The organism is Kitasatospora sp. NPDC001225 (assembly GCF_053597855.1).
Genome location: NZ_JBSFJC010000057.1, coordinates 30,728 through 56,406, shown reverse-complemented (window position 1 = coordinate 56,406; position 25,679 = coordinate 30,728). Strand labels below are relative to the sequence as shown.

General features: G+C 74.6%; 15 protein-coding genes and 1 pseudogene. 8 read left to right on the top strand and 8 right to left on the bottom strand.

Going from position 1 to position 25,679, the window contains the following annotated elements; translation table 11 throughout:
* Positions 1-76: 76 nt before the first annotated feature.
* The 6 genes and pseudogenes from ACWDCZ_RS20765 to ACWDCZ_RS20740 all read left to right on the top strand — a co-directional run.
* Positions 77-5,308: pseudogene (locus ACWDCZ_RS20765) on the top strand (SDR family NAD(P)-dependent oxidoreductase); the annotation flags it as partial.
* 46 nt (positions 5,309-5,354) lie between these two features.
* On the top strand, positions 5,355-6,560 hold the full coding sequence (locus tag ACWDCZ_RS20760) for an FAD-dependent oxidoreductase (protein WP_049652989.1): 1,206 nt from the start codon (positions 5,355-5,357) through the stop codon (positions 6,558-6,560).
* Between the two features lie 50 nt (positions 6,561-6,610).
* Positions 6,611-7,606, top strand: coding sequence for a quinone oxidoreductase family protein (locus tag ACWDCZ_RS20755; protein WP_049652986.1), 996 nt, complete (start codon positions 6,611-6,613; stop codon positions 7,604-7,606).
* 93 nt (positions 7,607-7,699) lie between these two features.
* Positions 7,700-9,205 carry a class I SAM-dependent methyltransferase gene (locus ACWDCZ_RS20750; protein WP_449816609.1) on the top strand — a complete coding sequence of 502 codons (1,506 nt, stop codon included), beginning with the start codon at positions 7,700-7,702 and terminating at the stop codon, positions 9,203-9,205.
* A 19-nt stretch (positions 9,206-9,224) separates the two neighbouring features.
* Positions 9,225-9,881, top strand: a complete 657-nt coding sequence (locus ACWDCZ_RS20745; RefSeq protein ID WP_388051534.1) for a CatB-related O-acetyltransferase — start codon at positions 9,225-9,227, stop codon at positions 9,879-9,881.
* 79 nt (positions 9,882-9,960) lie between these two features.
* Positions 9,961-10,920, top strand: a complete 960-nt coding sequence (locus ACWDCZ_RS20740; protein WP_117490417.1) for a quinone oxidoreductase family protein — start codon at positions 9,961-9,963, stop codon at positions 10,918-10,920.
* An 87-nt stretch (positions 10,921-11,007) separates the two neighbouring features.
* On the opposite strand, the gene dpgD is transcribed toward ACWDCZ_RS20740, so the two are convergent.
* The 8 genes from dpgD to ACWDCZ_RS20700 all read right to left on the bottom strand — a co-directional run bounded on the left by dpgD (position 11,008) and on the right by ACWDCZ_RS20700 (position 23,037).
* On the bottom strand, positions 11,008-11,808 hold the full coding sequence (gene dpgD, locus ACWDCZ_RS20735; RefSeq protein WP_049652977.1) for an enoyl-CoA-hydratase DpgD: 801 nt from the start codon (positions 11,806-11,808) through the stop codon (positions 11,008-11,010).
* Complete coding sequence (locus tag ACWDCZ_RS20730) at positions 11,808-13,247, bottom strand: benzaldehyde dehydrogenase (protein WP_049652975.1); 1,440 nt, start codon at positions 13,245-13,247, stop codon at positions 11,808-11,810. Before ACWDCZ_RS20730 ends, dpgD begins: the two co-directional genes overlap by 1 nt.
* Before the next feature lie 77 nt (positions 13,248-13,324).
* Entirely contained in the window at positions 13,325-14,989 is a 1,665-nt protein-coding gene (locus ACWDCZ_RS20725) for a thiamine pyrophosphate-binding protein (protein WP_449816608.1), read from the bottom strand.
* Positions 14,989-16,209, bottom strand: coding sequence for a (3,5-dihydroxyphenyl)acetyl-CoA 1,2-dioxygenase DpgC (gene dpgC, locus ACWDCZ_RS20720; RefSeq protein ID WP_053112401.1), 1,221 nt, complete (start codon positions 16,207-16,209; stop codon positions 14,989-14,991). The genes ACWDCZ_RS20725 and dpgC overlap by 1 nt, the downstream gene beginning before the upstream one ends.
* Positions 16,210-16,294: 85 nt before the next feature.
* A complete protein-coding gene (dpgB, locus tag ACWDCZ_RS20715) occupies positions 16,295-17,005 on the bottom strand; it encodes an enoyl-CoA-hydratase DpgB (RefSeq protein WP_049658312.1) in 711 nt (236 codons plus the stop codon).
* 47 nt (positions 17,006-17,052) lie between these two features.
* Positions 17,053-18,183 (bottom strand): 3,5-dihydroxyphenylacetyl-CoA synthase DpgA, encoded by a 1,131-nt coding sequence (gene dpgA, locus ACWDCZ_RS20710; RefSeq protein ID WP_449816607.1) that lies wholly within the window; start codon positions 18,181-18,183, stop codon positions 17,053-17,055.
* Between the two features lie 173 nt (positions 18,184-18,356).
* The gene (locus ACWDCZ_RS20705; protein WP_449816606.1) at positions 18,357-21,104 is read right to left on the bottom strand and encodes a helix-turn-helix transcriptional regulator; all 2,748 of its coding nucleotides are present in this window, start codon (positions 21,102-21,104) and stop codon (positions 18,357-18,359) included.
* A gap of 163 nt (positions 21,105-21,267) precedes the next feature.
* Positions 21,268-23,037, bottom strand: a complete 1,770-nt coding sequence (locus tag ACWDCZ_RS20700; protein WP_449816605.1) for a 2-isopropylmalate synthase — start codon at positions 23,035-23,037, stop codon at positions 21,268-21,270.
* Positions 23,038-23,590: 553 nt separating this feature from the next.
* Here ACWDCZ_RS20700 and ACWDCZ_RS20695 point away from each other — a divergent pair.
* Both ACWDCZ_RS20695 and ACWDCZ_RS20690 read left to right on the top strand, forming a co-directional pair.
* Entirely contained in the window at positions 23,591-24,685 is a 1,095-nt protein-coding gene (locus ACWDCZ_RS20695; RefSeq protein ID WP_158077755.1) for a sensor histidine kinase, read from the top strand.
* Positions 24,657-25,358, top strand: coding sequence for a response regulator (locus ACWDCZ_RS20690; RefSeq protein ID WP_049659142.1), 702 nt, complete (start codon positions 24,657-24,659; stop codon positions 25,356-25,358). Before ACWDCZ_RS20695 ends, ACWDCZ_RS20690 begins: the two co-directional genes overlap by 29 nt.
* The last annotated feature ends 321 nt before the right edge of the window (positions 25,359-25,679 follow it).

Below are 25,679 nucleotides of genomic sequence, written 5' to 3'. Positions count from 1 at the left end.
AGAGAACAGCATCACGACCCCGCCGGCGCGGAGGGGCGAGGCGCCGCGCGCAAATACCAACAACCCCGCGCCGAAAAGGAAGCAGAACGAGCGGCTGTCGGCGATCGCCGACGAGCCGATCGCCGTCACCGGCATGGCCTGCCGGCTGCCCGGCGGGGTGCGCACGCCCGAGGACTTCTGGCGGCTGCTCACCGAGGGCGGCGACGGCATCGGGCCGTTCCCCGCCGACCGCGGCTGGGACCTCGGCGAGCAGAGCGCCACCGCCCAGGGCGGGTTCCTCTACGACGCCGCCGAGTTCGACCCCGGCTTCTTCGGCATCGGCCCGCGCGAGGCCCTCGCCATGGACCCGCAGCAGCGGCTGCTGCTGGAGACCTCCTGGGAGGCCGTCGAGCGGTCCGGCATCGACCCGCTCACCCTGCGCGGCAGCCGGACCGGCGTGTTCGCCGGCGTGATGTACCACGACTACGCCGCCCGGCTGGACGAGGTGCCCGACGAGGTCGCCGCCTACCTGGGCAACGGCAGCGCGGGCAGCGTCGCCACCGGCCGGGTCTCGTACGCGCTGGGCCTGGAGGGCCCGGCCGTCACCGTGGACACCGCCTGCTCCTCCTCGCTGGTGACGATCCACCTGGCGATCCAGGAGCTGCGCCGCCGGGGCTGCGACCTGGCCCTGGCGGGCGGCGTCGCGGTGATGTCCACGCCCGGACTGTTCGTGGAGTTCACCCGGCAGAAGGGCCTGGCGGCGGACGGCCGGTGCAAGGCCTTCGCGGACGCGGCGGACGGCACCGGGTTCTCCGAGGGCGTCGGCATGCTGCTGCTGGAGCGGCTCTCCGACGCCCGCCGCAACGGGCACCCGGTGCTCGCGGTGCTGCGCGGCAGCGCCGTCAACCAGGACGGCGCCTCCAACGGGCTCACCGCCCCCAACGGCCCGGCCCAGGAGCGGGTGATCCGCCAGGCCCTGCTCTCCGCCGGTCTCACCGCCGCCGACGTGGACGCCGTCGAGGCGCACGGCACCGGCACCACCCTCGGCGATCCGATCGAGGCCCAGGCACTGCTCGCCGCCTACGGCCAGGACCGTGAACTCCCGCTGCTGCTGGGCTCGGTGAAGTCCAACATCGGCCACACCCAGAGCGCGGCCGGGGTGGCCGGGGTGATCAAGACGGTGCTGGCGCTGCGGCACGGCGTGCTGCCCCGGACCCTGCACGTGGACCGGCCGTCCTCGCACGTGGACTGGTCGGCGGGCGCGGTGGAGCTGCTGACCGAGGAGCGGGAGTGGCCGCAGACCGGCCGCCCGCGCCGGGCCGGCGTCTCCTCCTTCGGGATCAGCGGCACCAACGCCCACGTCATCGTCGAGCAGGCCCCGGAGGAGCAGCCCGGCGAGGAGCCCGGCGAGGAGCCCACCGAGGAGCAGGCCCCGTCGGCCGGCACCAGCGCCCCGTGGCTGCTGGCCGGCCGCACCGAGGCCGCTGTACGGGCCCAGGCCGGGCGCCTCGCCGAGCACCTGGACGCCCACCCCGCGCTCGCGGCCGTCGACGTCGCCCACTCGCTGGCCACCGGCCGCTCCGCCTTCCCCCACCGCGCGGTGCTGGTCGGCGCCGACCGGGCCGCGCTCGCCGCCTACGCCGCCGGGCAGGACCCGGCCGCCGTGGTGGCCGGTACGGCGGACGTGACCGGGCGGACGGTGTTCGTGTTCCCCGGGCAAGGTTCGCAGTGGGTCGGCATGGCCGTCGAACTCCTGGACAGCGAGCCGGTGTTCGCCGAGCGGATCGCCGAATGCGCCGACGCGCTGGCCGAGTTCACCGACTGGAACCTCCTCGACGTCCTGCGCGGCGCCGACGGCGCACCCGGCTACGACCGTGTCGACGTCGTCCAGCCCGCCCTGTGGGCCGTCATGGTCTCCCTCGCCGCCCTCTGGCAGGCCCACGGCGTCCAGCCCGACGCCGTCATCGGCCACTCCCAGGGCGAGATCGCCGCCGCCACCGTCGCCGGCGCCCTCACCCTCCAGGACGGCGCCCGGGTCGTCGCCCTCCGCTCCCAGGCCATCACCGCCATCGCCGGAAACGGCGGCATGGTCTCCGTCGCCCAGCCCGCCGGGGAGATCGACCTCACCCCCTGGCACGACCGCATCTCCGTCGCCGCCGTCAACGGCCCCAGCTCCACCGTCGTCGCCGGAGACGCCGACGCCCTCGACGAACTCCTCGAACGCCTCACCACCGACGGCATCCGCGCCCGCCGCATCCCCGTCGACTACGCCTCCCACTCCGCCCACGTCGAGCGGATCCAGGACGACCTGCTCACCCTGCTCGCCCCCGTCACCCCGCGCGGCGCCGACATCCCCTTCCACTCCACCGTCGACAACCGGTGGCTGGACACCACGACGATGGACGCCGCCTACTGGTACCGCAACCTGCGCCGGACCGTCCGGCTGGAGGAGGCCGTCCGCGCCCTGCTCGCCGAGGGCTTCACCACCTTCGTCGAGATCAGCCCCCACCCCGTCCTCACCCCCGGACTCCAGGAGACCCTGGACGAGACGGCCGCGCCCACCGTCACCTGCGGCACGCTCCGCCGCGACCACGGCGGCCCGACCGTCTTCCTGGCCTCCGCCGCCCGGCTGCACGTCCGGGGCGTCCCGGTCGACTTCTCCCCCGCCCTCGCCGGGGCCCGCCGGGTCGACCTGCCCACCTACCCCTTCCAGCGCGGCCGCTACTGGCTGGAGGGGCCCCGCGAGGACGCCTCGGCCGGCGCCCTGTTCCGGACGGTCTGGCGGCCCGTCGGGGGAGCCCGCACCGGCCGCCCGGACGGCCCGATCGCCGTCCTCAACGCCGGGCCCGGCTCCACCGACGGGCTGGTCCCGTACGCCGACCTGGCCGCCCTCGCCGCCGCCGAGGCCGTCCCCGCCACCGTCCTCTACCACCTGCCTGCCGCGGCGGGCCCGGACGCCGGGCTGCCGACGGCCGTCCGCGCCGCCGTCAACGGGACCCTCGACCTGCTCCGCGCCTGGCTCGCCGAACCCCGGCTGGCCGCCTCCCGCCTCGTCCTGGCCACCCGCCGCGCCGCCGGCCCCGGCCTGGACGACCTCGCCCTGGCCCCGGTGTGGGGACTGGTCCGCTCCGCCCAGGCGGAGTACCCGGGCCAGTTCGCCCTGCTCGACCTGGACGACTCCGCCGCCTCCGCCGCGGCGGTCCCCGCCGCCCTGGCCACCGACGAGCCCCAGCTGGTGATCCGCGACGGCGTTCCGCACGCGGCCCGCCTGCTGCCCGTCCCCCACGAGCCGGCCCGCCCGATCGACCCGGCCGGGACAGTCCTGGTCACCGGCGGCACCGGCACCCTCGGCACCCTGCTCGCCCGCCACCTCGTCACCGACCACGGCGCCCGCCACCTGCTGCTCACCAGCCGCAGCGGCCCCGACGCCCCCGGCGCCGCCGAGCTCACCACCGAACTCACCGAACTCGGCGCCACCGTCACCGTCACCGCCTGCGACACCGCCGACCGCCACCAACTCTCAGCGCTGCTCGCCGACATCCCCACCGACCACCCCCTCACCGCCGTCATCCACACCGCCGGCGTCCTCGACGACGGCATCCTGGACTCGCTCACCCCCGAGCGGGTGGACACCGTGCTCCGCCCGAAGGTCGACGCCGCCGTCCACCTGCACGACCTGACGGCCGGCCACGACCTGGCCGCCTTCGTGCTGTTCTCCTCCGCCGCCGCCACCCTCGGCAGCGCGGGCCAGACCAGCTACGGCGCGGCCAACGCCTTCCTCGACGCGCTCGCCGAGCGCCGCTGCTCCCGGGGCCTGCCCGCGCAGTCGCTCGCCTGGGGCCTGTGGGCGCAACCCAGCGGGATGACCGGCGGGCTGGCCGAGGCGGAGCTGTCCCGGATGGTCCGCGGCGGGGTGGCCCCGCTCTCCTCCGCCGAGGGCCTGGCCCTGTTCGACGCCGCGCTGGCGGCCGGGGACGCCACCCTGGTGACCGCCCGCCTTGACCTGCCCGCCATCCGCCGCCGGGCCGCTCCCGGGCCGCTGCCCGCGCTGCTGCGCGATCTGGCGGCCGGTGCGCCGGCCCGGCGCCAGGAGCCGGCCGGGGAGTTCCCCGAGGACACCGCGGGCCCGTCCGCCGCCGAGCGGCTGGCCGGGCGGCTGGCGGACGCCGGGGAGGTGGAGCGGGAGCGGATCCTGCTCGACCTGGTGCGCGGCGCGGTGGCCGGGGTGCTCGGCCACGCGGGGCCCGAACAGGTCGACCCGGGGCGGCGGTTCCTCGAACTCGGCTTCGACTCGCTGACGGCGCTGGCGCTGCGCAACCAGCTGGGCGCGGCCACCGGGCTCCGGCTGGCCACCAGCCTGATCTACGACCAGCCCTCCCCGGCGCTGCTCGCCGCCCACCTGCGCGAGCGCCTCGCCGAGCGGGCCGACGCCGACGCCGACGCCGACGGCCGGACCGCCGGAGCGGGCACCACCACAGGCGCCGAGCCCGACGGCCCGCTGGCGACGCTCTACTGGCAGGCCTGCGAGCAGGGTTCCTCGATGGCCGCGCTGGACCTGCTCAAGGCCGCGGCCGGCTGCCGGCCCTCGTTCCGGACCGCCGAGGAGGCCCCGGCCGCCGAGCCGGTCCGGCTGGCGCAGAGCCCGGACGGCCCGGTGCTGGTCTGCCTGCCGTCCTTCGGCCCGGTCTCCGGCCCGCACGAGTACGCCCGGTTCGCCGCCGCCTGCCGCGGCCGCCGCGAGGTCCTGGTGCTGCCCCAGCCGGGCTTCCTGGCCGGCGAGCTGCCGCCCGCCGACCTGGACGCGCTGGCCGGCCTGCACGCCGGGTCGGTGCTCCGGCACACCGGCGGCCGGCCGTTCGTCCTGGTCGGCCGCTCGGCCGGCGGCTGGATCGCGCACGCGGTGGCCGCCCGGCTGGAGCGGCTCGGGGCGGGCCCGGCCGGGCTGGCCCTGGTCGACAGCTACGACCCGGACTACGACCAACTGCCGCTGCTGGAGCCGTCGATGTCCGCCGCGATGAAGGACCGCGAGTCGGCCTTCGCGCTCGCCGACGACACCCGGCTGGCCGCGATGGGCGCGTACCACCGGCTCTTCGCGGGCTGGTGCCCGGAGCGGATCGCCGTACCGACCCTGCTGGTGCGGGCGGCCGACCCGTGGACCGAGGAGATCCGGGAGTCGGCCGGCTGGCAGGCCGTCTGGTCGCTCCCGCACACCGCCCTGGACACCCCCGGCGACCACTTCTCGGTCCTGGAGGACCACTCCGACACCACCGCGCGCACCGTGCTGGCGTGGCTGGCCGACGCCGTCGAGCCCGCCCTCAGACCCCTCTGACGGCCGGCCGCTGATCCACCGTTCGAACCTCCTCAGGAGACAGCTCATGAAGATCGTCATCATCGGTGCAGGGCTCGGCGGCGTCGCCTCCGCCCTGGCGCTCACCCGCTCCGGCCACCAGGTCGAGCTCTACGAGCAGGCGGACGAGCTCCGCAAGGGCGGCTACGGGGTGATCCTGTGGCCGAACGCCACGGGCATCCTGACCCAGCTGGGCATCGACCACACCGACCTCGGCCACCGCCTCGACCGGGTGGACATCACCTCGGAGACCGGCCAGCCGCTGGTCAAGGTCGACCTCGACCGGATCGCGCGCGACTTCGGCTCGCCGAACAAGGTGATCCGCCGCAGCGAGCTGGTCGAGGTGCTGGCCGCCGCGTTGCCGCCGGGCGTGCTGCGGTTCGGCGCCCGCGCCACCGTCATCGACGAGCCCGCGCCGGGGACGGACGGGCCGGTCGCGATCACCTTCGAGGACGGCCGGCGGATCGAGGCCGACGTGCTGATCGGCGCGGACGGCCACCGCTCCTTCGTCCGCAAGCACCTCTTCGGCTTCTCGCCGGCCGAGCACACCGGCTGGGCGACCTGGCACGGCACCACCCCGCTGCCGGTGGAGCTGACCAACAGCAACCGGGTGCAGACCATGGCCGGCGAGCACGGCCTGTGCGTGATGCACCCGCTCGGCGAGTCCATGCTCTACTGGGCCTTCGAGACGCCGTGGGCGGACGGCGACGCGGTCCCGCCCGGCGCGCCCGGCTCCCCCGACGGCACCGGCCCGATCGGCGCCGACGGCCGGCCGCAGTCCGCGGTGGCCAACCTGCGGGCCCGGTTCGCCGGCTTCTCCTCCCCGCTGCCCGAGCTGCTGGAGTCGATCAGCGACGAGGACGTCCAGGTCTTCCCGCACATCCTGCACCAGGTCCCCAAGGTGTGGGGGCGCGGCCCGGTGACGCTGCTCGGCGACTCGGTGCACGCCGTCCCGCCGCGCACCGGCATGGGCGCCAACCAGGCACTGGAGGACGCCTGGGTGATCGGGCGGGCGCTCTCCGGCCAGGGCTCCCCCGCCGAACTGCTGCGCCGCTACGAGAAGATCCGCCGCCGCCGGGTCAAGATGCTCTACCACTACGCCGCGGCGACCGGGAAGCAGGGCCAGTCGGTGCCCGGCCTCTTCAAGCGCTCCAAGGACGGCATCTCCTTCACCGGGTTCCAGCGCTTCCAGATCAAGGCCTTCAGCAACTACCTCAACGCCAAGCCGCGCTGACGGTCCATCAGCTCGCACACCACCCGTTCCCAGAGAGAGTGACACCCGCCATGAAGATCATCCGTCAGCACGCCTACGGCGGCCCCGAGGTGCTGGAGCTGGAGGACCTCGAACTGCCCGAGCCCGGCCCGGGACAGGTGCTGCTGCGCACCCACGCCGCGGCCGTCACCTTCTTCGACATCCTCAACCGGCGCGGCGACCTCGCCAAGCGCGACTACTACCGGGCCGACGCCGCGCTCCCGCTGGAGCCCGGCTACCAGGGCTCCGGCTACGTCGAGGCGCTCGGCCCGGACGTGACCGGCGTGCGGGTCGGCGACCGGGTCGCCTGGGCCCTGGCGGCCGGCTCGTACGCGAGCCATGTCATCGCCCCCGCCGCGCAGTTGATCCCGGTGCCGGAGGACATCGACCTCGGCGAGGCGGCCGGCCTGCCGGTGCAGGGCCTGCTCGCGTACAAGCTGACCCACGAGGCGTACCCGCTGGCCGAGGGCGACTGGGCCCTGGTGCAGTCGGCGGCCGGCGGCGTGGGCACGCTGATCACCCAGTTCGCCCGGATGCGCGGCGCGCGGGTCATCGGCGTGGTCTCCGCCGAGGAGAAGGCCGTCGTCGCCAAGGAGGCCGGCGCCGAGGCGGTGATCGTCTCCGGCGGCACCGAGGACGTGGCCGCCGAGGTCAAGCGGATCACCGGCGGCGAGGGCGTCCGGGTGGTCTACGACGCGGTCGGCAAGGACACCTTCGAGGCGAACCTCGACAGCCTGGCCCCGCGCGGCTACCTGATCAACTTCGGCCAGGCGAGCGGCTTCGTCCCGCCGCTGGACCTGATGACGCTGAACGACAAGGGCTCGCTGTTCGTCACCCGCTTCTGCCTGCCGCACTTCTTCGACGAGTCCTGGCCGCCGCTGAACTTCCTGGAGCGCTGCTTCCAGTGGATGCGCGAGGGGAAGCTGACCGTCCGGATCGACTCCCGCTTCCCGCTCGGCCAGGCCGCCGAGGCGCACGCCGCCGTCGAGGAGCGCCGCACCAGCGGCCGCGTCCTGCTCATCCCCTAACACCCCCCTACACCCCCTGAATTCCCCTCAGAACACGCTTCTCGCACCATATTCGGATCTGCCTCGCAGACCGGGACGGGTAGGCTCCGCACCATGAGTGACACGAGCGCGATTTCGGTCGCGCGCGCCACGATCGACGAATTCACCGGCTCGACCCCCGCCGAACTCGACGGCGCATTCCGCCGGCTCGCCGCGGAATTCCAGGCGGACGGTTCCCTCCGCCCGGACGCGCTCGCCGGAATTCCGGCCCTGCTGGACGCGCTGGACACCGTCCCGCCCGCGCACCAGGCCAGGCTCGCCCTGCTGCTCGGGCTGCTGGCCGAGGCCGCCGGCCCGGACGGCGGCTTCCCCGCCCACGAGGCCGTCCGGGCCGGCCTGGACCGCTACCTCCGGCTGCTGTCGGACGGCGGGACGGACGCCGGGCGCGACGCCGCCCTGTTCTTCCTGCTGGGCCACTTCCCCGAGGACGGCGAGCGGATCCTCGCCGCCCTCCCCGGCACCGGGGTGGACCAGGACGACCTGTCCCGGCTGGCCCGCTGCCTCCAGCCCTGGGAGACCGCGGACGCCGCGACCCGGTGGAACCTCGGCCGGGTCTTCCCCTCCCCCGCCGTCTGGGGCCTGACCGAGCAGGAGCGGGCCACCGCCCCCGCGCTCGACCAGTGGCTCGGCCTGCCCGCCGAGCGCACCGCCGAGCTGTGGGCGACCGAGACCCGGGCGCTGCTGGCCTACTCCGGCGCCAAGGCGGTCTGGGCCTGCGAGCACGGCGCCACGGTGTCCCCGTTCGTGCTGCCCGCCCCCGAGGAGGAGCGGACCGCCGAGCCGTCCCCGGCCGCGGACGTCCTGCGGGGCCACGCCCGGGCCGTCCGCTGCCCGCGCTGCCGGCAGCCGCTGACCGGCGGCACCGAGGCCGCCGTCTGTACCGGCTGCGAGGCCGTATTCCCGTCGGTGGACGGGCTGTTGGACTTCCACGACCAGCCGTCCGGCCCGAGCGACCCGCTGCTGGCCGGCCGGTACGAGCGCGGCCTGCGGGCCGGGTTCGTCCGGATCATGGGCGCCAACTGGGGCGGCTGGGTGTCGCTCGACGACGAGGACGCCTACCTCACCGAGCACGTCCGGCCGGTCGACGGCCCGGTGCTCGACCTGGCGGCCGGCGCCGGCCGCTGGACCAGGGTGCTGGCCCGTTCGCTCGGCGAGGAGCGGGTGATCGCGCTGGACCTCTCCGCCGAGATGCTGGCCCAGCTGCGGGCCAAGCTGGACCGGGTCCTCACCGTCCGCGGCAGCGCCCTGGAGCTGCCGTTCGAGGACGCCTCGCTGGGCGGGGTGAACTGCTGGAACGCGCTGCAGGCCATCCCCGACCCGGAGCGGGCGATCCACGAGGTCGGCCGCTGCCTGCGCCCGGGCGGCACCTTCACGGTGATGACCTTCCGTCAGGCCGCCGACCCGCTCTACCGACAGTTCCAGAGCCGGCTGGAGCGCCAGGCGCACCGCGGCTCCTTCGACCCGGAGCAGCTCACCGGCTGGCTGGCCGACGCCGGGATGACCGTGCGCGACCTGTCCGGCCCCAGAAACTTCCTGTTCGTCACCGCCGTCAAGGCATAGTCCCGCACGAGGAGAGGCCATGCCCGTCAGCCCCGACCCTTCCCAGACGTACCTTCCGGGAATGGACAACAAGGTGGTGTTCCTGAAGAACCTGATCAGCTCGCCGCTGATCGAGGTGGGGGAATTCACCTACTACGCCGACATCGACGACCCGGCGGCGTTCGAGACCCGGAACGTGCTCTACAACTTCGGGCCCGAGAAGCTGGTGATCGGCAAGTACTGCGCCATCGGCACCGGCACCCAGTTCATCATGCCGGCCGCCAACCACCCGATGATCGGCTCCACCACCTACCCGTTCTTCATGTTCGGCGGGGACTGGACCGCGCGGACGGTGGACGCGCTGGCTACCGTCGCCAGCCGCGGCGACACCGTCATCGGCAACGACGTGTGGATCGGCCGGGAGGCCGTGATCATGCCGGGCGTGACGATCGGCGACGGCGCGATCATCGGCACCCGGGCCGTGGTCACCTCCGACGTGCCGGCCTACGGCGTGGTCGGCGGCAACCCCGGCAAGCTGATCAAGAAGCGCTTCGAGGACGCGGACATCGACCGGCTCGCCCGGATCGCCTGGTGGGACTGGCCGGTCGAGGCCGTCACCGAGCACGTCCGCACCATCTTCACCGGCACCCCCGCCGAGCTCGAACTGGCGGCCAAGGAAGCCGGTCTGATCAACTGATGTTTTCCCCGGTCCCCGGCCGCCCTCGGCCGGGGACCGGCGTACGTTCGGCCCGATCACCTGTGAATGGAGTAGCACCATGGACGCCGCAGTCCTCCACACGCTCGGCAAGCCGCCCCGCTTCGAGCGGTTCCCCGAGCCGACCGCGGGCGAGGGCGAGGTGCTCGTCCAGGTCCTGGCGGCCGCGCTCAACCCCTCCACCAAGGCGGTGGCCGGCGGCGGCCACTTCGCCAGCTCCGACAACCTGCCCGCGGTGGTCGGCCTGGACGGCGTCGGCCGACTGGAGGACGGCAGCCGGGTGTTCTTCGGCGGGGCCCGCAAGCCGTACGGCTCGATGGCGCAACTGACCGTCGCCCGCGCCCCGTTCACCTGGCCGGTGCCGGACGGCGTGGACGACCTCACCGCCGCCGCGCTGCCCAACCCGGCGCTCTCCTCGTGGATACCGCTGGAGCACGCCGCCAAGCTGCAGCCCGGCGAGACCGTCCTGGTGCTGGGCGCCACCGGCGCCGCCGGCAAGCTCGCCATCCAGATCGCCAAGCACCTGGGCGCCGGACGGGTCGTCGCCGCCGGCCGCAACCAGGAGGTCCTGGACACCCTGGGCGAGTACGGCGCGGACGCCACCGTCCCGCTGAACGGCACCCAGGAGGAGATGGCCGAGGCCTTCGCCGCCGCGGCCGGCGACACCGGGTACGACGTGATCCTGGACTACCTGTGGGGCAAGCCGACCGAGGCGCTGCTGACCGCGATGACCCGCAAGGACTTCCACCTGAAGAGCTCCGGCCCCCGGCTGGTGCAGATCGGCGAGTCGGCGGGCGCCACCATCGAACTGTCGGCCGGCACGATCCGCAGCGCGGGCCTGACCATCGTGGGCGGCGGCTTCCCGCCGCCGCAGGCGTTCCTGGACATGTTCAACCGCCTGATGGCGGGCGCCGCCGCCGGTGAGATCCGGATCGACACCCGGGCCGTGCCGCTCGCGGAGATCGAGCAGGCCTGGCAGGCCGAGGACACCGGGCACAAGCGCCTGGTCATCGTCCCGTAGTCGCCGCGGTCGACGCGGTCACCGCACGACGACCGAGGCCGCCGCCGGATTCCCGGCGGCGGCCTCGTCGTTGCCGTCACTGTCGCGTCAGGTGCCGGTCCACTCCGGTTCGCGCTTCTCCAGGAAGGCCAGCGGGCCCTCCTCGGCGTCCCGGCTGTGCATCCGGCGCTCCTCCCAGACGTAGCGGGTGGCGAAGGACTGCTCCAGCGGCGTGGTGAGGGCCTTGGCCGCCGCCTCCTTGACCGCGCGGACGGACAGCGGGGCGCAGCGCAGGATGTCGCGCACCCAGCCGTCCACGCAGTCGTCCAGCTCCCCGGCCGGCACCACGTCGTTGACCAGCCCGTACTCCAGCGCGCGCCGGGCGCTCAGCCGGCGGCCCGTCATCAGGTGGCCCAGCGCGGCCCGGTAGGGCAGCTGCTGGGCCAGCCGGAACACCCCGCCGGCGCCGGCGATCAGGCCGAGCTTCGCCTCGGGCAGCGCGAAGACGGCGTCCTCGGCGGCGACGATGATGTCGCAGGCCAGCGCCAGCTCGAAGCCGCCGCCCATGGCGAAGCCCTGGACCCGGGCGACGACCGGCTTGGAGAGCGCGAACCGCTCGGTGAGCCGGGGGTAGCCCGGCTTGCCCCGGCTGCCGAAGGTGGAGGTGGCGGTGCCGGCCCTGACCCGTTCGGCCAGCTCCTTGAGGTCCTGGCCGACCGAGAAGGCCCGGTCCCCGGCGCCGGCCAGCACCACCACCCAGACCTCGGGGTCGGCCTCGACCTCGTCCCAGATCCCGCACAGCTCCTCGTGCATGCGCAGGTCCATCGCGTTCAGCACCTCGGGCCGGTCGAGGGTGACGTACCCGACCCGGCCCTTCCTCTCGTACCGCACCCGTGTCGGCTCGGCCATCAGAACGGGTACCTCGCCGGGGTCTCGCGGACGGTCAGCCACTGCCACTGGGTGTACTCGTCCCAGCTGTGCTCGGAGCCGTGCCGGGTGCCGTTGCCGGAGGCGCCGCGGCCGCCGTGCGGCACGTGGGCCTCGTCGTTGATGGTCTGGTCGTTGACGTGGACCATGCCGGTGCGCAGCCGGTCGGCGATCGCCCGGCCGCGCCGCACCGAGCCGGTCTGGACGGCGGCGGTGAGCCCGTACGCGGTCCGGTTGGCCAGTTCGACGGCCTCGTCGTCGTCGGCGACCACGGTGACCGGGGCGACCGGCCCGAACACCTCCTCGGTGAAGGCGGGCATGTCGGGGGTGACGCCGGCCAGCACGGTCGGCTCGAAGAACGGGCCGCGCCGGGCGCCGCCGGCCAGCACCACGGCGCCGGCCGCCACCGACTCGCGGACGATCCGCTCGACCCGGTCGAGCTGCCGCTCGCCGATGACCGGGCCGAGGTCGACCTCCTCGCGGAACGGGTCGCCGAGGCGCAGCTTGCGGGCGCGGTCGGCGAGCAGCTCCAGGTACCGGTCGGCGACGGCGCGGTGCACCAGGTGGCGCCCGGCGGCCATGCAGATCTGGCCCTGGTGGAAGAAGGAGCCCCAGGCCCCGGACGAGGCCGCGGCGTCGAGGTCGGCGTCGTCGAGGACGATCAGGGCGTTGTTGCCGCCGAGTTCGAGCGAGACGCGCTTGAGCATGCCGCCGGCGACCGCGCCGATCCTGGCCCCGACCTCGCTGGAGCCGGTGAAGGCGATCATCGGCACGTCGGGGTGACGGACCAGGGCCTCGCCGACCTCGGCGTCGCCGGGCAGGACCTGGAGCAGCCCGGCGGGCAGGCCCGCCTCCTCGAAGAGCCGGGTGATCACCCGGCCGCCGGAGACCGGGGTGTGCACGTCGGGCTTGACCACCACGGCGTTGCCGAGGGCCAGCGCGGGGGCGACCGCGCGCATCGCCAGCACCAGCGGCACGTTCCAGGGGCTGATCACGCCGACCACCCCGAGCGGCACCCGGCGGGCGAAGCTCTCCCGGCCCGGCTCGGAGGCCAGCAGGTGGCCGTTGGGGCGGGTGGGCAGCGCGGCGGCGGACCACAGCTCGTCCAGGACGGCGCCGACCTCGAAGTCGGCCTTGCCGCGCACCGATCCGCCCTCGCGGACCAGCAGGTCGACGATCTCCTGGCGGTGGCGCTCCAGCACGGCGGCGGCGCGGCGCATGACGGCGGCGCGCCCGGTCGGCGGGGTCGCCGCCCAGCCGGGCTGGGCCTGCGCGGCGGCGGCCACGGCGGGGTCCACGTCCGCGGCCGCCGCCAGCGAGACCACGGCGATCGGGCGCCCGGTGGCGGGCTCCCGTACCTGGAGCTCGCCACCGGAGAGTGCCGGGTCGAGCCCGGCGTCCAGCTGAATGAGACCGCTCATCGCGGCCACCTCCCTTGTCAGTGGTTCGGCCCCGACGAACGGCGTACCGGGGCGTGTCCGTCGGGCACGCCCCCGGTTCAACGAGGCGGGGTGTGCCCGGTGATGGGCACGTCGACCAGGAGCGGCGCGGTCGCGGACGCCGACTTGGCGACGATCTCGGTGAGTTCGGCGGGGTGGGAGACCCGGACGGCCTCGATGCCGAAGAACTCGGCGGCGGCCCGGAAGTCCAGCCGGTGGCGGCCGCTGTCCGGGCCGAAGGCCAGGTCCAGGCCGAGGTAGCGCCCGCCCCGGGTGGAGCGGCTGTCCCAGGTGTCCAGGGTCTCCTTGAGGGTGCGGTACTCGCCGTTGTTCATCACCACGAAGGTCACCGGCACGCGGTAGTGGCCGGCCGCCCACAGGCCCTGGAGGCCGAACATCGCGCAGCCGTCGCCGAGCACGGCGACCACCGGGCGGCTGTCGTCGCCCATCCGGCGGCCGACGGCGGCGCCGATGCCGTGGCCGAGGCCGCCGCCGACGGTGTGCAGGTACGAGCCCGGGCGGTCCTGGCGGAGCACCTGGCGCAGCCGCAGGCCGGTGGTGATGGCCTCCTCGACCACGACGGCGTCCTCGGGCAGTCCGGCGGCCACGGCGTGGGCGGCGGCCAGCGGGTCGAGCGGGCCCGGTCCGTACGCGGCGAGCGCGGCGCGGTCGGTGGCGGCCCACCCGGCCGCCGCCCGCCGGCCGGCGGCGGCGGTCCGCTCGGCGGCCCGCGGGACGCGTCCGGCGAGCTGCTCCGCGAGGGCGGCCAGGGAGGGCCGCAGCGCGCCGTGCAGGCCCAGCCGGACGCCGAAGTTGCGGCCCAGTTCGGCGGCGTCGGCGTCCAGTTGGAGGACGGTGGTGGTCTCCGGGATCGGCGAGCCGGGGGTGTAGTGGTGGGCCATGAAGGCGTGGGTGCCGACGATCAGGACGGTGTCGTGGGCCGCCAGGGTCTCCCGGATCGCGGCGTGGGTGGCGCCCAGCATGCCGCCGTACAGCGGGTGCGAGGTGGGGAAGTCCAGGTTGTCGTTCATCGGCTGGTGGTACGTCACCGCGCCGAGCGCCTCGGCGAGCGCGGTCAGTTCGGCCACCGCGCCGTCGCGGCCGACGGCGTCCCCGGCCACCAGGGCGGGGCGCTCGGCGGCGGCCAGCAGCCCGGCGGCGGCGGCGAGTTCGGTGGCCGGGCCCTGCGGGGCGAGGGTGGAGCGGCCGGGCATCTCGACGTCGACGTCCTCGGTGAGCAGGTCCATCGGGATGGACAGGAACACCGGCCCGGCGGGGGCGCGCCGGGCGGCGGCGAAGGCCCGGGTGAGCATCAGCGGCAGGTCGTGGGCGTGCTGGACGTCGAAGGTCTGCTTGACCGCCGCCGAGGCCAGGCCGATCAGGTCGCCCGAGAGCATCGGGTCGCAGGCCAGGTGGCGGCGGTCCTGCTGGCCCGCGGTGACCACCATCGGGGTGCGCGAGCGGCTGGCGTTGAGCAGCCCGACCAGGCCGTTGGCGAGGCCGGCCGCGATGTGCAGGCTGACGAAGGCGGTGCGGCCGGTGGCCCGGGCGTAGCCGTCCGCCATGGCGACCACCGAGCCCTCGTGGGCGCCGAGCACGTAGTCGATGTCCCCGGCCGCGCTGAGCGCGTCGGTGAAGGGCAGTTCGCTGGTGCCGGGGTTGCCGAAGACGGTGGTGACGCCCTCGGCCCGGAGGATCTCCAGCATCGCCTCGACCGGGCGCATCAGGCGTCCTTCGCCGGGCGGCGGGTCCACGACGCGCCGACCTTGGCGATCACGTCCAGCCCGTACAGCCGCAGGGCCTGCTGGAGGGCGAACTCGGCGAGGTAGTGGCGGAAGGTCTCGACGGGCTCCTCGGCGTGGTGGAGCATGTGCCGGTTGGCGACCACCGCGGGGCTGGCCAGCCGGGCGGCGGCGGCCTCCACGGCCGCGTCCATCGCCCTGGGCTCGACCACCTCGTCGAACAGCGCGGCGGCGTCGGGCTCGCGGGCCCAGATCTTGCGCCCGCCGAGGATGACCTGGCGGGAGACCCGGCCGCCGGCGAGCCGGGTGAGGCGCAGGTTGCCGAGGCCGGGGACGATGCCCTCCTGGGCGGCCGGCAGGCTGAAGTAGCTGTCGGCGGCGGCGATCACGTGGTCGAAGACCATCAGCAGCTGCGCCCCGCCGCCGATCGCGAAGGTGTCCACGGCGGCCACCCAGGGCTTCTCCAGCGTGCGCTGCGGCCAGGCGCGGTCGTCGTCGACCAGCAGGCCGCGGTAGATCTTGCTGATGTAGCCGATCTCGCGGCGCATCAGGAAGTCCGCGTACGAGATGGTGCCCTCGTGCAGCTCGGTGAGGTTGATCCCGGCGCTGAACACCCGGCGGCCGAGGTAGCGCCGGTGGGTCATCTCGCCGCCGCGCAGGACGCCGACCTCGGTGGCCGGGTCGAGCAGGACGAGGTCCACCGCGGTCTCCATGTCCTCGACATGGGCGTTGGTCTCGGCGTTCAGGCAGTGGTCGTTGTGGACGGTCACGTGGGCGGTGCCGTCGCGGCGCTCGATCCGGACCACGCCGAGGTCGGCGCTGCCGGTGCGGCTGAACTCCGGGAGCAGGGCCAGCGCCCGCTCGGTGGGGCGCAGCATCGCGTCGATCAGGTGCCGGCCGCACTCGGGGTGGGCGAGGACGGCCTGGAGGAAGATGCCCTGGTCGATCTCCAGGCCCTCCTTGTCGGCCTGCCGCAGCCCGTGCTCGGCGGCCAGCTGCGCCTCGCCGGGCACCAGGCCGGGGTGGCGTTCCCCGGCCCGGCGCAGCAGCTCGTCCAGTCGCAGGTGGACGGTGCGCTCCTCGGTGAGCGCACCGTAGACCTCTGCGACGTGCTCCCGCAGGAAGCGCTGCCGGGACAGCCTGGCCTCCGGGGCGGTGTCCACGCTGCGCGCGGTGTCCAGGGTGAAGACTGGGACGGTCATGACAGCTGTTTCCCTCGGTGGGTCGGGTACGGGTCGGGTCGGGCGCCCGCCCGCCCGGGCACGGGACGGTCGGGCGCCGGACGGGTCAGGCCCGGTCGGCGGACTGGTTGCGGAGCGTCCGGTCGCAGGCCGCCAGGTGGGCGCCGAGCGACTCCTCGAAGCTGGTGGTGGTGGCGTCCAGCAGCAGCCGGCGGCGGATAGCCAGCTCGCCGCCGACCAGCCCGCCGAGCAGCGCGCCGGCGCTCTCGACGGCGGCGGCGACGCCCGCGCGGTCCTCGACGACCCGGTCGAACAGGCCCAGCTCGGCGCCCTCCGCCGCGGTGACCTCGGTGCCGAACAGCACCAGGCGGCGGGCGCGGGCGACGCCCAGCTGCTGGACCAGGCGGTGGACGGCCATGCCGGGCCACAGCCGGCCGGCGGTGACCGCCGGGCTCAGCCGGGTGTCCGCCGTGGCGATCCGGTGGTCGGCGGCCAGCAGCAGGTCCAGCGCCGGGCCCGCGCACTCGCCGGCCGCGACGGCGAGGACGCCGGCCGGGACGCGCTCCAGGCGGCGCAGCGCGCGCTCCCACTTGTTGACCAGGTGGATGCCGACCTCGCCGGGCCAGGCCTGCTCGCGGACGCCGGCCGTCCCCTCGACGTGCAGCACGGCGAAGGTCGCCCGGTCGGCGTCCTCCAGTTCGTCGCAGACCTCGACGACCTGGCCGATCAGCTGCTCGGTCAGCGGCGCGGAGCAGTCGATCAGGACGTGGCGCCCGGCCGACCCGGTGCGTTCGGGAAGCAGTTCGCTGACGGACATGGGAATTCCTCTTTCGGAAGGTGCGGGCTGTGTCTGGTGCATTCCGGTCAGTACCGGACGAGGGCCGTCTCGATGGTCGATCCGGGGCCCATCGTCATGAAGACCCCGAGGTCGCCGGGCCGGACCTGACCCTCGGCCATCAGCCGCTCGTAGGAGAACAGGAACGAGCCGCTGGAGAGGTTCCCGTAGTCCCGCAGCACCCCGGTGGTGTGCCGGACGTCGTGCCGGGTCAGTCCGAGGTTGATCTGGACCGAGTCGATGACCTTCTTGCCGCCGGAGTGGACGATCCAGTGGGCGATGTCGCTGCGCCGCAGGCCGGTGTCCTCCAGCAGCCTGTCGACGACGAGTTCGGCGTGCGCGCCGACCACGTACGGCACGTCGCGGTCCAGGAAGAAGCTGAACTTGCCCTGGTCGTCGTCCCAGTCGTAGCGCATCGCGTCGACGGCCTCGGGGATGATGCGGCTGGAGAACTTGAGGACGGTCGGGCCCTCGGCCCGCACGCCGCTCTCCGGGCGGTCCAGCTGGCCGTCCGGGTCGGCCATCAGGATCACCGCCGCGGCGCCGTCGCCGAACAGGCTGTTGACCACCGCGGTGCGCATGGTGCCGTCGAAGACGTAGGCCGCCGAGCAGGTCTCGACGCAGACCATCAGGGCCGGTCGCCCGGGGTTGGCGGCGGCCCAACCGGCCACCGCGGTCAGGCCGTTGAGCCCGGCGTTGCAGCCCATGCCGACCACGTCGAGCCGGCTGGTTCGGACGTCGAGGCCCAGCTCCTTGATCAGGTGGGCGGAGAGCCCGGGGGTGAGCAGACCGGTGGTGGTGACGCAGCAGATGTAGCCGATCTCGGAGAGGTCGAGGCCGGTGCGGGCCACGCACTCGCGCACCGCCCGCGCGCCCGTCTCCACGCCCGACGCCCGGTGCTTGCGGAGCAGTTCGCCCTGGGTCTCCATCCGGCGCCCGCCGTCCGGCCCCTCCGGCGGGAGAATGAGGAAACGGCGGTCGATCGCGCTGTTCATGAAAAGCGACCGAATGCGCTGGTCGGTTATCCCGAATATGTCGAGGATATCGCTCTGCGTATAGGAGTCCGGCGGGTTCGCGGTGGCGATGCCGATGATCCGGGGCAATGCCCCGTCCTGTTCCGCGAGCGGTGGCACGTCCTTCTCTGACAAGGTCAGCGCCATGTCGCCCCCCTTTCTGGAAAATTCCGGCCATGGACGACTGACAGACGCATTCCAGCAGGGGCGGACCCGCTCGAACACCCCGGTCCGCCCCTTAGGGCCCCCTGTCCCGGCGGGGCCCCCTGCCCGGCCCCGCCGGGGCTCGACCAGGGGCCCGCCGGGGGCCCGGCCGGGGCTCAGCCGGCCCGGGTCAGCGCGCCCATCGCCGTGGGCAGGTCGACCCGGGAGCTGACCCGCAGCTTCCGGTAGGCCCGGGTCAGGTGCTGCTCCACGGTGCTGACCGTCACGTACAGCCGCTTGGCGATCTCCCGGTTGGTGTAGCCGTGCGCGGCCAGCTCGGCGACCCGGCACTCGGCGTCGCTGAGCACCGCGTCGGACACCGCCGGGGCGCTCTCCCGGGCCGACTGGTCGCCGCCGCTGCTCCAGCCGAACTCCACGCCCAGCAGCCGGGTGAGCGGCTGGGCCTGGCACTCCTCGGCCAGCATCCAGGCGCGGCGGGCGGTGAGCCTGGCCCGGCGCAGCTCGCCCAGGTCGTGGTAGGTCCTGGCCAGGTCGGCGAGCGCCCGGGCCAGCTCGTACCGGTCGCCGGCCTCCTGGAGCACGTCCGCGGCCTTGCGCAGCAGGGCCGGGCGCTGGCGCAGGTCGCCGGTGGCGGCGAGCTGGCGCATCGCCACGCCCCGCGCCCGCGGCGCGCACTGGTCGACCATCGCGAGCTGCTCCTCCAGCAGGCGCCGGGCCCCGTCGCGGTCGCCCAGCTGGAGCATCGCCTCGGCGGCCTCGCCGCGCCAGGCGACCAGGCCGGGCACGTCCAGCCCCCACTGGCGCATCAGCTCGCCGCAGGCGAGGAAGTCGCCGAGCGCGGCGTTCAGGTGGCCGGTGGCCAGCTGGTACCGGCCGCGGGCCTGGAGGTAGTGGAGGCCGTAGCGGCTCTGCAGCATCGCCTCCGGGACGGGCAGGTTGAGCTGGTCGGCGGCCTCGTCGTGGCGGCCCATCGCGGTCAGCGCGGTCAGCAGGCTGGCCAGCGCGCCGCCGACCGCCACCCCCCAGCTGCCGGCCGGGATGATCTCCAGCGCCTGCCGGGCGTACCGCTCGGCGCCGGGCAGGTCGCCCTGCCGTACGGCGATCTCGGCCCGGATGGTCGCCAACCGGGCCTGGCGCCCCGGGGACTGGCGGGCGGCCGCCTCCGCGATCAGGCCGTCGCACCAGGGCGCGGCCCGGTCGGCCCGGTCGCCGTAGGTCAGCGCGAGCAGCGCCGACTCGACGGTGTCCATGCCCGTCTCGTCCAGCCGGGAGGTGCGCAGGATCCGCTCGGCCTCGGTGACCGCCTGCTCGGACGGGCCGCGGCTGAGCACCGAGTCCAGCGCGGTGGCCGCCTCCAGCCGCCAGCTGACCGCGGTGGACGGCGCCGGGCGCGGGTCCGGCTCCTCCTCGGCGGACGGCACGTGCGCCAGCAGCGGCGCGTACCAGCAGCGCAGCCACGGCCGGGTGGTCCGCAGCTCGGCCGCGGTCTCCGGGTCGTGCGGGCCGCTCTCCAGGCCGAGCCGGGACAGCACGTCCCTGGCCTCCTCGAAACGGCCGTGCCACAGCAGGGCCTTGGCGAGCACCAGGCCGTCGCTGGGGCGCAGGTGGCCGCGGTGCAGGGCGGTGGTGAGCTCGGTGAGGTGCGGGGTCGGGGCGCCCGGGTTGATCCGCCACTCGGCGCGGACCAGGGCGGTCCTGATCCGGGCCAGCCGGGGCCCGTCCGCGCAGACCCGGCAGGCCAGCCGCAGGTACTCGACGGCCTGGCCGACCCGGCCCTCGGCCAGCGCCAGCGTGGCGGCCTCCTCCAGTACGGGGACGGTCCAGGCCTCCTCGACCCGCCCGGAGGCGAGCAGGTGCTCGGCCGTCGCGGCCGCGGCGCCCCCGCCCGCGTGCAGCAGTCCGGCGGCCCTGCCGTGCAGTTCGGCCCTGCGCTCGGAGCCGGTGTCGAGCAGCACGGCGGCCCGGGCGGCCGGGTGGCGGAAGCCGTCGGGGGCCAGCAGGCCGCAGTCCGCCAGCTCGCGCAGGCCGCGCGCCGCCTCCGCGCCGTCCACGCCGAGCAGCCGGCCGACCCCGTCCGGGGCGCCGAGCACGGCGAGCGCCTGGACGAGCGGGAGCAGCCCGGGGGCGCTCCGGTGCAGCAGGTCGCGCACCGCCTGCCCGTAGCCGTCGGCGACGGCCAGCCCGCCGTCGTCGGTGCCGGCCCGCACCGCCGCGAGCTGCCCGTCGAGCAGGGCGGTGAGCAGCAGCGGGTTGCCGCCGCTGATCCGGTGGCAGTCGGCGGCGAGCCGGTCGGCGGCCTCCCGGCCCAGGCGCTCGGCGACCAGCCGCTCCACACCGTCGGGGGTGAGCAGGGGCAGGACCAGGCTGTGGCAGCCGGGGCGGCGCAGCAGCTCCTGGTGGAACTCGGCGGTGCGGTGGGCGGCCCGGCCGGTCCGGCCGAGGACGGCCATGATCCGGGAGCGGCCGAGCCGGCGGGTCAGGTGGGAGAGGCAGGCCAGCGAGTCCGGGTCGGCGTGCTGGACGTCGTCCACCACCAGGGCGAGCGGCTGCCGTTCGGCCAGGTCGAGCAGCAGCGCGCTCAGTTCCCGGGCGGCCGACTCCCGCCGGTCCGGGCCGGCCGCGAGCAGTTCGCGGACGGCGGCCCGCTGCTCGGCCGGCACCGGGGCGCCGCGCAGCAGCTGGCCCAGCACGCCGAGCGGCAGGCCGGTCTCGGCGGCCGACCCCACCGCCGTCAGCGGCAGGACGCCCGCCCCGGCCGCCTGCTCGACGAACTCGTCCAGCAGGGCGCTCGTTCCGGTGGCCGCCGGGCCGCTCACCACGGCGATCCGTCCCCTGCCCCCGACCGCCTCGGTCAGCAGACCGGCCAGGAAGGCCAGGTGCTCATCGCGTTCGACCAGCATCATTGCTCAGACTTTCTCTCGTGCGTACGTGCGGGTGTGGGTGGGGGAACCGGCTGCGTGGGACTCAGCGGTGCTCGGGTGGTGCTGGGTGGTGCTCGGTGCTGCTCCGGGGCTCCCGGTGGTGCCCCGTCGGTGGGTCTGTGGTGGGCCCAGCTGGTGTTCGGGCTCAGCGATGCTCGGCGGGGAGCGGGGCGGCGCCCTGGGCCCGGGCCCGCTCCGGTGCGGGCGGGTCCGGTTCGGCCGGGCCCTGGCCGGCCCGGGCGGCGGCGGCCCGGATCGCGGAGAAGGCGGCGGCGTGCAGGCCCGGGCCCCGGCCGAAGCCCCAGGCCGGCCCGTCCGGGAAGGCGCAGCGGGCGTAGACGGCGGCCTCCCGCCCCGGGTCCGCGGACTTGCCCTCGGGGCCGGTGTGCCGGACGTCCCGGACCTCGACGCCCCAGGGCGCCAGGGTCGCGCCGAGGCTGCGCACCTCCTCCGCGCGGACCGTGCCGTCCGCGCTGGCGGGGCCGGCCCCGTCGACGAACAGCTCGGTGGGGACCGGCGCGTGGCGTACGGCCAGCGGCTTGGTCTCGTCCGCGGTGGACCGGTACTCCCGCTCGAAGAGCCGGCCGATCCGGTCCGGCGCGACCTCGGCGCCGGTGGCCTCGGCGACCGCCTGCACGGTGCGGGCGAACTCGATCTGCAGCCCGCGCGGCAGGTCCAGGCCGTGCCGGGCGCTCATGACGTGGGCGACGCCGCCCTTGCCGGACTGGCTGTTCACCCGGACCACCGCCTCGTAGCCGAGGCCGAGGTCCTGCGGGTCGATCGGCAGGTACGGCATCCGCCAGGCACGGTCGCGCGGGCTCTCGCCGGCGGCGGCGGCCTCGGCCTCCAGGGCGGCGAAGCCCTTCCTGATGGCGTCCTGGTGCGTCCCGGAGAAGGCGGTGTGGACCAGTTCGCCGCCGTAGGGGTGGCGGGGGGAGACCGGCAGTCCGGAGCAGTGCTCGACGGTGCGGCGCACCCGGTCGATGTCGGAGAAGTCGATGCCCGGGTCGACGCCCTGGGTCAGCAGGTTGAGGCCGAGGGTGACCAGGCAGACGTTGCCGGCCCGCTCCCCGCCGCCGAACAGGCAGCCCTCGACCCGCTTCGCCCCGGCCAGCAGGGCCAGTTCGGTGGCGGCCACCCCGGTGCCCCGGTCGTTGTGCGGGTGGATCGACAGGCAGCGGTACTCGGGGCGGGAGAGGGTGCGGTCCAGCCACTCGATCTGGTCGGCGAACACGTGCGGCATCGAACGCTCGACCGTGGCCGGGAAGTTCAGCACGATCTCGCGGCCCGGGCCGGGCTCCCAGAGGTCCATCACCGCCTCGCAGACCTCGACGGCGAACTCCGGCTCGGTCTCGTTGAACAGCTCCGGGGAGTACTGGTAGCCGACCTCGCAGTCGCCCAGCAGCCGCTCGGTGTGCCGCATCATCGACCGGGTGCCGCGCAGGGCGAGGTCGACGCACTCCGGCCGGCCGATCCCGAGGACGAGGTCGCGGAAGAGCGGCGCGGTCGCGTTGTACACGTGGACGGTGGCGGCGCGGGCGCCGCGCAGGCTCTCCACGGTCCGTTCGATCAGCTCGTCGCGGGCCGGCACCAGCACCGAGACGCGGACGTCGTCGGGTATCCGGTCCTGCTCGATCAGCATCCTGACGAAGTCGTACTCGTCCTGGCTGGCGACCGGGAAGCCGACCTCGATCTCCCGGTAGCCCATCGCCACCAGGAGGTCGAACATGGCGAGCTTGCGGGCCGGCGTCATCGGGCGGGCCAGCGCCTGGTTCCCGTCCCGCAGGTCCGTGGAGAGCCAGCGCGGCGCCGCCGTGGGGGTCCGGTCCGGCCAGGTGCGGTCGGGCAGGGTCATCGGGACGAACGCCTGGTAGCGCCGGGGCAGCCGGTCAGCCTTCACGGTCTGGTTCCTCACAACTGTTTCTTGTTGCGAACATGCGGGAAGTACTGGTCTTGTTGCGGACATGCACGGAGTGATGCTCTTGTTGCGGACATGCAGGAAGTACCGGTCGATTGCGGACGTCCTGTGAACGTCACGCTAGAGAGCCGCCGTAGTCCCGGACAACGGTCTCGCCGGCGCTGTCGGCCCATCCGCGCCGGAGGGATGAGCGGGGGGTATCGAAGGGAGTAGTGGACACTCCACCCTCGGGCCACTCCGCTCCGGCCCCGGTACCACCGGCGGTCCCTCCGCCCGCGCCCGGCCGGGTGGCGGCCGGCACGACGGGACGACTTCCGGCCACCGCCGCCGTCCACTTCTTCACGGCGCGGCCGACCCCCCCTTTGTCACCGGTCCCGGCATTCCGGCCACGCCTTTGAACTAGTTGAAGATTCGAACACGCTCGACCGGCGAGGGGGCCTCCCGGAGGCCATCTTCACGCCCTCGAATTCGCACGGCGTTCTGGTATCTTGACCCCGCTTGGCCAAGGCGACACGGGGGCCGGCACGTGACCGGTTTGGAGAAGGCAGCCTTGACGACTCGCCAACAGGTGGCGGACCTGATCGAACAACGCACGCCCGAGATAGTCGAGGCCTACGAGGCCTCGCTCCGGGCGGCCGGCAACGCCATCGCGCAGAGCCCGGCCTCGCTGGACCAGGCCCTGGCCACCGCCCGTCAGATCGTCGCCGACGTGGTCACCAGCCTGCGCGTGGGGCAGGTCGAGGTCGACCAGACGTGCAAGCTGCTGGCCTGGGACGTCGGCGCGACACGCGCGGCGGACGGGGTCCACCCCCGGGAATCCGTCCAGGCCTCCTCGGCCTTCTTCCACGCGGCGCTGTCGACGATATTCAGCCACCTTCCGCCCGGATCGAGACAAGTCGACACCCTCACCCTGATCACCCTCGCACTGGAGCGCGGTGTCGCCCTGCGGATCCGCGAGTCGGTGGCCGCGTACACCGGGTTACTCGTCGACAAGATCCACGAGGCGCAGCTCGACGAGCGGCGCCGGATCGCCCGCGAGCTCCACGACCGGATCGGGCACGGCATGAGCGTGACCCACCGCCAGCTGGAGCTCTACACCCTCTACCTGGACAAGCAGCCGGACCGGGCGAGCGTCAAGCTGGCCACCGCCCAGCAGGCCATCCAGGAGTCGATGCACCACCTGCGCGCGGTCACCTCCGACCTGCACACCCGCCAGCCGTTGAAGAGCCTGGAGAAGGCCCTGCTCAACGACCTGGAGTCGCTGGGCCCCGACGGCGTGGCCGCCCGGCTCCGGGTGAACGGGGACGAGGCCTGGGCTCCGCCGGAGGTGCTCGACGAGGTGTTCCTGATCCTCCGCGAGGGCGTCCGCAACTCCCTGCGCCACGCCCGGGCCACGGTGCTGCTGGTGAACGTCGAGATCACCCCCAACGAGCTCCGCGCCACCGTCGAGGACGACGGCTGCGGGCTGCCGCAGGAGCGGCCGGCCGACGCCGGCGTCGGCCTGTCCTCGATGCGCGAGCGGGCCGAACTGCTCGGCGGCCGACTGCTGGTCAACGGCCGTCCGGACAACGGCACCAGGGTGGATCTCTCGGTACCTCTCAAAGGACGGCTCCTCGATGAACCCGCGCGACGCCGTAGCTGCTGACCCCGCGTCCGCCACCACCCGCGTCGCCCTGGTCGACGACCACGCGCTGGTCCGCGAGGGGGTGCGCGAGATCCTGGAGTCGCAGGACGACATGGTGGTGGTGAGCGAGGCCGCCAACAGCGGCGACGCCATCGCCCAGGTCGCCCGGCACCGGCCGGACGTCGTCCTGCTGGACGTCGAACTCCCCGACGGCGAGCCCACCGACACCGTCACCAGGATGCGGGCGCTCTCGCCGTCCTCGCAGATCATCATGCTGTCCATGTACGACGGCCCCCAGTTGCTCCGACGGCTCATCAACGCCGGCATCCGGGGCTACCTGCTGAAGAGCGTGTGCGGCGACGAGCTGCTCGCGGCGGTCCGCAGCGTCCACCGCGGCTCGGACCGGATGGTCCTGGCCGTCTCCCGGGACAGCCTGGCCCGGATGCAGGGCATCACCGAGAACGTGCTGTCCGCCCGGGAGCTGGAGATCCTGGAGCTGGTCGCGCAGGCGCTGAGCAACGGCCAGATCTCCACCCGGCTGACGATCACCGAAGCCACCGTCAAACGCCATCTGCGCAACGTCTTCGCCAAGCTCGGCGCGGTCTCCCGGATCGACGCCGTGAACAAGGCGATCGCCGCCTCCCTGATCGCGCCCCCGCACGACCAGTCCTGCCACCGCCACCGGGCGGGCTGAGACCTCCTCCGCACGCTCCTTCCCGACTCCCCCGCGCGGCCGTCCGGCACCCCGCCCCACGCACCGGTCGGCCCGGTCGGCCCGGTTCCAAGCCTCGCCGCGGCCGGCCGGGGCCTCAACCCCTGCCGACCACCTACCGCCCCTGCACCCCGACGGCCGGACCCGCGCTCCACCCCACCGGTGCTCCCGCCCTTCGCCGCCGAAGCGCCGGTCCGTACCGGCATGCGGAGGCCGGGGAACCGGGGGGGGGAATTCAGGGCCGGAGCGGATTCGACGGCCATGAGGAACTTCTCCCCGCACCCGCCGTCGGCGGTGGCCACC